The sequence below is a fragment of the Carnobacterium sp. genome (genome assembly GCF_032094055.1).
Taxonomy (GTDB): Bacteria; Bacillota; Bacilli; order Lactobacillales; family Carnobacteriaceae; genus Carnobacterium_A.
This window is the reverse complement of sequence record NZ_DAMDAK010000097.1, coordinates 6,463-8,751: the sequence shown is the minus strand read 5'-3', so window position 1 is coordinate 8,751 and position 2,289 is coordinate 6,463. Positions and strand designations below refer to the sequence as shown.

Annotated in this window: 2 protein-coding genes; both read right to left on the bottom strand. The window is 39.5% G+C overall.

What is annotated here, in order from left to right:
- On the bottom strand, positions 1–961 hold a 961-nt coding region (locus RT405_RS11965), incomplete at its 3' end, for a PIN domain-containing protein (protein ID WP_313469958.1).
- Between the two features lie 63 nt (positions 962–1,024).
- Positions 1,025–2,289: DNA repair protein RadA (radA, locus tag RT405_RS11960; RefSeq protein WP_313469955.1), on the bottom strand; the 1,265-nt coding region annotated here is incomplete at its 5' end.

Here is a 2,289-nt window from a genome sequence, read left to right as displayed (position 1 = left end):
CATCCAGATAAGCTACTCCTTGATTGCGTTCCGTTCCTACTTTGACCACCATCACTGTCATATTTTCACCCGGGATCACCACTGGTTTGACTGCATTAGCCAGCTCATTGATATTCAAAACAGGTACATTTTGAAACTCGCTGACTTTATTTAAATTGTAATCATTTGTAACCACGACTCCATCCAACAATTTGGCTAGTTTGATCAATTTAGAATCGACTTCTGAAATGTCTTCAAAATCTCCATCATACATTTCTACGTCCATATCGTTTTCTTTTTGCAAAGAATTTAGAATATCTAGCCCGCGTCGGCCGCGGACTCGTTTAAGACTATCGGAAGAATCGGCAATATATTGCAATTCTTGTAAAACAAAATTAGGAATCAATAAGACCCCTTCGATAAAGCCTGTTTTAGCAATATCGTAAATCCGTCCATCAATAATGACACTTGTATCTAAGATTTTATATTTTCTAAAGGTTTCATCTGCTCTTCTTTCAAGCACTTTGTTGTCTTCGTCTGTATTTTTTTTAGCTTTTGTTTGAAACATTTTACGCCATTCTTCACGTCTAGTCGTTCCGATTCGGAAGCCTAAATACGCGAAGACGACCATAATAATAATGGGCAAAACATTGCTGATCACCGGCAAAGACAAGCCAATCAAAAACAAACTGCCCAGCCATGCTAAGACCATTCCAATAATGGTTCCGATACTGCCAAATAATAAATAGGTAACACTTTGTTGGCTCAATAAAAGTTCGATTTTTTTAATACCTTGTTCAATGTACTTTGTGCTTGGAAATGAAAGAAATAAAAATATAATTGCGCCGATTAAAATATTCACAAAGCCATTGTTCATAAATTGATTTGATACATGGAAAAGATTCCATACCATTGGCAATAAACTAGCTCCAATGCTGCCGCCAATCAGTAAGAAGATTCCAGTAATAATTTTTTTGGCCAAAATAATCCTCCTTTTGTTAGAGTGTGTTTTTGTAAAAAACACACTCTATATTTTTTCTTATTTCTATTCTGTAAAAGCTTTACGAATACTATCCGTAATCGTGGATACGCCAATGATTTCGACACCTTCTGGAAAAGTCCAGCCGCCGATATTATTTTTAGGAATAAACAAACGCGTAAATCCTAATTTAGCTGCTTCGTGAACCCGCTGTTCGATTCGGCTCACACGACGTATTTCTCCTGTTAAGCCTATTTCACCAATAAAACAATCACGCGGGCGTGTTTCCTTCTCTTGGTAGCTAGAAGTGATGCTCATCGCAATAGCTAAATCAATAGCCGGTTCGTCCAATTTCACGCCGCCTGCTGCTTTTAAATAAGCATCTTGGTTTTGCAATAAAGACCCGGCGCGTTTTTCCAACACCGCCATAATCAAAGAAACTCTATTGTGGTCTAATCCGCTGACCGTTCGTTTTGCATTACCAAAGACAGTTGGCGTGATAAGAGACTGGATTTCAACTAGAATCGGTCTCGTACCTTCCATTGCTGCAACAACGGCAGAGCCGGTTGCTCCTGCAAGACGTTCTTCCAGAAACATTTCAGACGGATTGACGACTTCTTTTAAGCCGCCTTCACGCATTTCAAAAATACCAATTTCATTTGTTGAACCGAAGCGGTTTTTAACTGCCCGTAAGATCCGGAAAGTATGGTGCCGATCTCCTTCAAAATAAAGAACGGTATCTACCATATGCTCCAACATTTTCGGACCGGCAATCGATCCTTCTTTTGTTACGTGTCCAACAATAAAGATTGCAATATTATTTGTTTTAGCGATTTTCATTAAATCAGCTGTACTTTCCCGAACTTGGCTCACACTTCCTACCACACTGGTGATATCAGGTTGACTCATCGTTTGGATCGAATCAATCACTACGAAGTCCGGTTGAATTTCTTCAATCGTCTGACGAATAGCGGCCATATCGGTCTCCGGATAAATATAAAAATTATCTCCTTTGACTCCTAAGCGGTTGGCACTCATTTTTAATTGACTGGCACTTTCTTCTCCAGATACATATAGCACTTTTCCGCCAGTATCATTTAATTGCGCTGAAACTTGTAACAATAAGGTTGATTTTCCAATACCTGGATCGCCGCCGATCAAGACCAAAGAACCAGGCACTACGCCGCCGCCCAGTACACGGTTTAATTCTGCTAGCTTTGTTTTGACTCTAGGAATTTTAGTAACGGTCACTTCTTTAATGGTTTGTGCTTTAGCTGCTTTTCCAGACATACTTACGCGGCTTCTGCGGTTGTTTTTATCGGCAATAACTT